At 53.1% G+C, this 5275-nt stretch carries 5 protein-coding genes; all 5 read left to right on the top strand.

Annotation, left to right across the window (positions count from 1 at the left end):
• Window positions 1-175: 175 nt before the first annotated feature.
• The 5 genes from VGN12_19070 to VGN12_19050 all read left to right on the top strand — a co-directional run bounded on the left by VGN12_19070 (window position 176) and on the right by VGN12_19050 (window position 4898).
• A complete protein-coding gene (locus VGN12_19070) occupies window positions 176-361 on the top strand; it encodes a hypothetical protein (GenBank protein ID HEY4311556.1) in 186 nt (61 codons plus the stop codon).
• A 217-nt stretch (window positions 362-578) separates the two neighbouring features.
• Complete coding sequence (locus VGN12_19065) at window positions 579-764, top strand: hypothetical protein (GenBank protein HEY4311555.1); 186 nt, start codon at window positions 579-581, stop codon at window positions 762-764.
• 75 nt (window positions 765-839) lie between these two features.
• Entirely contained in the window at window positions 840-1631 is a 792-nt protein-coding gene (locus VGN12_19060; protein ID HEY4311554.1) for a hypothetical protein, read from the top strand.
• 820 nt (window positions 1632-2451) lie between these two features.
• Entirely contained in the window at window positions 2452-2871 is a 420-nt protein-coding gene (locus tag VGN12_19055; protein HEY4311553.1) for a hypothetical protein, read from the top strand.
• Window positions 2872-2903: 32 nt separating this feature from the next.
• Window positions 2904-4898, top strand: coding sequence for a methyltransferase domain-containing protein (locus VGN12_19050; GenBank protein HEY4311552.1), 1995 nt, complete (start codon window positions 2904-2906; stop codon window positions 4896-4898).
• Window positions 4899-5275: the final 377 nt, after the last annotated feature.

Genomic DNA, 5275 nt, shown 5'->3' with positions numbered 1-5275 from the left:
CCACAGCGCGTCGGGGATGTGGTGAAACTTTGACGTCGATTGATCGCCCACAGGCACCTCCGTGCAAATCGAGAATGGTCTCCTCAACCTGCACTACGGATGCTTGCAGCCAAACGGTTCGGTACTCGGATAGGCTCTTAGTGATGCGGATCTCCGGCGGGCGATTCACGACCGCTTGGCAATTGATGAGATTCGCGCTGTCTGGAGCGATACTTTTGGAACCGACATCTATGATGGTTCCAGAGACAAAACCAAACTCGATCGCTCAACGGACATGATTCAGGAAATGAAGCGCGAAGGCAAGCGTAACAACTTGATCGAGAATCTTTGTAAAGGATACGCCCACAAGATGCCTTGCTAGTGAAGGTGCGAAGTCAGCGCTTTCGTGGCTAACGCAAATCTTTGAGAACAGTACGGACCCTCGCCTTCGGTCGTTGCAAGCTAATGCCGGATCCGCAGAAGAAGAATTGGCCGTTAAGCGGTTAGCGCGTGACGAAATCGCACGAGCTAAGACATGGAACTAGATTCGACAGACACGCGAGGGATGGCGGAAAACCGTACTTGGCGAGGTGGACCTAATGCGAAAGCTCGTTGAGCGTATCGAAAATCAAGCTGTATGCATCGTGGCGCTCGGCAAGATCGATGAGGCAATCCAGTATCCGCTCGAATCAGATTTTGTGCCCGGGATCGAAAACATGCACAAGATCACGGCGGAGCAGCGAGATCTACTGCCGTCGAAGGATCAGAATGAGCGTAAAGGGTAATTGTCATGACCGTTCGACTGCCGCATAACGTCGGTCCGTTCGGTCTGAGATGCAGCTTTCTCTCACGAGGTGCGCATGGAACTGCAACAGCGTGTCGAGCGCCTGGAGCGCGAGAACCGGCGTCTGAAACTCGTTGCACTCGGCGTCCTCGCCGCAATTGGTCTGGGTGTGCTGTGGCAATGGGGCGTCGGTCAGCCCCAACCCGCATACGCCCAAGATAAGAAGCGGAACGTCGTGATTTCGGACGACGACATCGTCATTAAGGACAAAGCGGGCAAGGACCGTATACGTCTAGGCATCGATTCCAACAACCGCGCCTTCCTCCAGCTACGGGGCAAGGAGATCACTCCCTCCTTCGGAATCTCTATCGACGAGAAGGGACTCGGCGACCTGACGTTCTTCGGGAAGGATGGGAACGAGCAAATCAGCATCCGCACAACGCAGGATGGCAAGCCCGACATCGCGTTCCGCACCGGGACCGTGAACTTCTACGACTCCAAGATCGGGCTGTTCACGTCGAACATCAACGCCTTGCCGGGCTCGGCCTTCCAGCTCACCGAAGGCGATGGCAAGACGCGCGCCTCCCTAACGTTCGACGACAAGACCGGTCCATCGCTCAGGATGTACCACTCAGGCGGGAAACGGATGATCTCACTGGGCGACGAACCGGTTGGGTCGTTCCTCACGGTCTTCGATCAGAACGACAGGCGAACCGTGTCTCTCGGGACGAACAACAAGACTGGCACTTTCATGCTACTCGACAACCAAGCTCCCAACGGCAAGACGCTCGTGGAGGTCGAGAGGAGTGACGACCGGGCGAGGATTCGTTTCGTGGACAAGGCTGGCAAGCAAGTCATCCTGCCATGACGCCGGCCAAACCAGGCGCTGCGGCAGAAGGCGGGGGCAGATAGGCTTTCTGGGGTTCGTAGCTCACTAGGCCGCCGCCGTCTGCGGAGCTTGGTCGTTCGCCAGAGAAGCAAGCGGCCTAGGATTGCTCGACCTCCTGACACACCGCTGCAACTTTCGACGGTCGTTAGGTCGCGTCGGTTGGACCAGCCGCTTCACTGCTGGCGGTGCAAAAGACCTCCACACTCGCAGAATCGCTTTGACGACACCAGTGGCCCAGTCACCGAAGCCCACTCGTGCCGATCTCGGATAGGCATCAGGTGGGCGTGAACTGCCGCCACAGCGGTTCATGACGGTTCGTCCTGTACGCCTAAGACTACCGAACGTGCGGCATCAGACGCTTCAGCTCGCCGCCTTGGCATCAATCGATCCGACGTCGCGAAGTGGAACCGTCGCCCAGGAATGCAGCGTCGTGCGACGCGACACCGCTCACGATCGAACAACCAACAAGGTAGTTTCCCGGTCGCCGGCGACGTTGTTCACCAAGTACCAGGCTACGGACCCGTGATTTACACATTTCGGCACGCCGACCAGGAACTGAAAAACCTCGACCATTAAAGCGGTCGCGCTGCAGCCGATGGCCGCCACCCTACTGCTGAGGCAGTTTCTAACCAACATTTTTAAGGTAATGGCATACTTGAATCCATCGCTCGGTTCGTTCAGAATATCGGCGACTTAAGTGCCCTTAGAGCAGAAATGTAGGAGCTTCTGGCACGTTTGTCCGGCGCTTTCAAACCACTTCCATCCTCTTCGAGCTGAGCGATTTCGGAGGTCACAGATAATGGGCGACGCGTATGAATTCCAGCTATCCATCGAGGTAAAGCGCGCGGACCGCACAAACCCGATTGCAGATTACGATTCCTTATCAGGTATTCTGAAGAAAGATGCCAATGTCCGCGTTTTGAATTCCTCGGCCGCTGCGTCGTCCAGTCACTTTATCGGCGCGAAGGAAGAGCGAGGCTTCGCACTTATCGGACTGTTGCTCGGCATCGTTTCCTCCGGAGCCGCCGCCACTCTGCTCCATGGAATAGCGGTTTGTTTTCGAGGCCCACGCGTCTCAAGTGTTAAGGTTGTGCTTCGAAATGCCAACCGAGACAAGTCGGTTGAATTATCGATGGATAGTATGGACAAACAACAGATGGATTCAGCGATCGCGGTCCTCACGAAGTTTCTAGAAGAATCAAACGTCGCAAAGTCGTAACGGACAATCTTGTTAATCGAAGGTGCGATGCGATGCCGACACATGCATTTCTTGTAGGTAATTGGAGATATGAGAATTCCAATGCCGTCGGCGGGAATCTGACGTATCCAGAAAACGACATCAATACGTTGAAGGCTGCATTGTCAGGAAAGACTCTTGATCCGTGTGAAATACAAGAGTCGCTAAATGACACCGCTGGCGACATGGTGGATAAGCTCAATACGTTCGTTGCGCTGCCGCAACCCGAGGATCTACTACTGGTCTATTATTCTGGCCATGGGTTTCCAGACGGCGGACATTTATGCCTTGCGATGCACGACACGAACAGGACAAACGCTAACCGTCATGTCCTATGCGCGAATTTTTTCAACGCGATTTTTAAGACAAAAAGCAATTGTGTTTTAGTGATTCTTGACTGTTGTTACAGCGGCCTCGCTGCAGCAGACCTATTCGAGTCTCGGGGACCCCGAGCTTTGATAGAAAGGACTGTTCAGCCAATTGGGTTTCAGGACTACGCCGCCGAAGCTGCATCAACTGCATATCTTTATCGGGCAAAGGAACGGGAAATACGGGGTCGTCGGCATGCGACAAAGGGCGCTTTTCTTCTGACAGCCACCGAGCCTCTCCAAGTCGCGGTTGGTAAGCCTGAAGAGAAACTTGGTCTCTTCACGAACCACGTCATCAAGGCCCTATCCGGTGGATCGCTTGTTCGGTCTCCTGGAACTGTGCCCGAGGAGTATGGCGAAATCACCGCCTGCAGCGTCTTCAACTACGCCCTGGAAAAGATGAAAGGGGAGGAGCAAACGCCGCAAATCTTCGTACGTGGCGCCGATGGACCAGATTTGCTGATTACACGAGTACATGACACCATTTCGACCAGCGAGCCCGCGAGAACACCCAGGCAGTGGGACGAGCCACCTCTTTTCCACGGTTTAGGTCCAGTATACATCCTTGGAGAAACATATTCTTTTGTCGATTGGAATGCCGCATTTCAACACCTCGTTGCTACGCCTTTTTGTCTGAACCGCGGCGACGACGTGAAGATCTTCATGAAGCAATTAGACAATTGGGAATCCGATGTCGCAGCCCACTCAATTCGCCAATTCCCGGCGGGCTCGGAGCCTGATGTTGATACAGAGGTTTTACAATTTCGACATCCGAAGTACGGACTAGTTATTGCGCAAAAGTTTGCTTCTCGGGTCCGAAACGATAGGAGTTTGTGGTGCGTGGCACTGCACGTTACGTTCGTTCAACGCGGAGACCTTTGGAATTCTCTAATGGACGTTGTTCACAATGATACCATCTGGACCAGTTACGCGAATTGCTACGATTCCGTAGTCGCGAAGTTTTCGCAGCATACGAAATTAGTTGAAAAGGTTGTGGAACAAATTGGCTCCGCGCCTTTAAAGTGCTTAGACGTCGGTGCCGGGACGGGGAGCACAACATTAGAGTTGCTGCGCACGCCAGGCCGAACGGTCCACGCCATTGAACCGAATGGTAAAATGGTGGCAGGTTTAAGGGAGAATCTGAAGAGGGAGTCTCAACTCGATCGAGTCGAGGTCATTCACGCTGATTGTCTCGGTGGACTACGGCAAAAAGCCGACCGCTCTTACGATGCTTGCGTGATGATGAACGTTGTCTTTGCCCTAGACGATCCGATAGCGTGCCTCAAAGAAATCCGTCGCGTTCTCGATTGGAATGCAATACTTTCGCTATCCACATCTACGGTTGACACCAATATTAATAAGCTCTTAGATGCGATACATCTGGAATTGTCCAGGCGACCGGAGTGGAAAGCGATCGAAGCTCAGTACTACGAGGCGAGCGCACGTAATCGCGAAATGGAGGGAATCATCCGTCGCTATAGCGAGCAAGACATAAGGCGATTCTTGGAGGCCGCAGGCTTTGCGATCCTAAATATTGAAAGGAACTTGTACGAGAATTGCGTTATTGTCATTCAGGCAATCAAGCGAAAAGAAGACTATCTGCCACCGGAGAGTTCAGGGAGAATTGAACCATCGCAGTAGATGGTAAATTCTTGACCGGTTTTAATCCTATTACTCGCGTTCGCGCTTTGTCGATGACGTCCCGAAGCCAGTCACTCTGAACGGCTTGAAGAACGTGATTAAGGTGCACAATTACGTATTGCACTTCAAGTGGGTCGATTGCAACGGTTTGAGCCGGCAACGCAGGTTGTCCCAAACGAGTCATGATCAAGCTCACTGTTAGGTGCGCGGAAATTAATCAGCGTCTTGTACTAGAATTCTTTATTTTTGGCCATAGAGATTCTCCGCGTCTGCTTTCAGCTAGCAGCTCATCTCGATCATTCCCAGGTGCATAGTCGGGAGTCCAGCCTTTTTGAAACTAGCGTTGATCCTACGATCGGCTCGCGCTCAGATTCGAG

The organism is Pirellulales bacterium (assembly GCA_036499395.1).
Lineage (GTDB): Bacteria > Planctomycetota > Planctomycetia > Pirellulales > JACPPG01 > JACPPG01.
This window is presented reverse-complemented; position numbering and strand designations above follow the sequence as displayed.

What these genes read in the sequence shown, in the direction of transcription:
- VGN12_19065 (HEY4311555.1), top strand. Translation starts at nt 579, where the DNA reads ATGCGAAAGCTCGTTGAGCGTATCGAAAATCAAGCTGTATGCATCGTG.
- VGN12_19060 (HEY4311554.1), top strand. Translation starts at nt 840, where the DNA reads ATGGAACTGCAACAGCGTGTCGAGCGCCTGGAGCGCGAGAACCGGCGT.
- VGN12_19055 (HEY4311553.1), top strand. Translation starts at nt 2,452, where the DNA reads ATGGGCGACGCGTATGAATTCCAGCTATCCATCGAGGTAAAGCGCGCG.
- VGN12_19050 (HEY4311552.1), top strand. Translation starts at nt 2,904, where the DNA reads ATGCCGACACATGCATTTCTTGTAGGTAATTGGAGATATGAGAATTCC.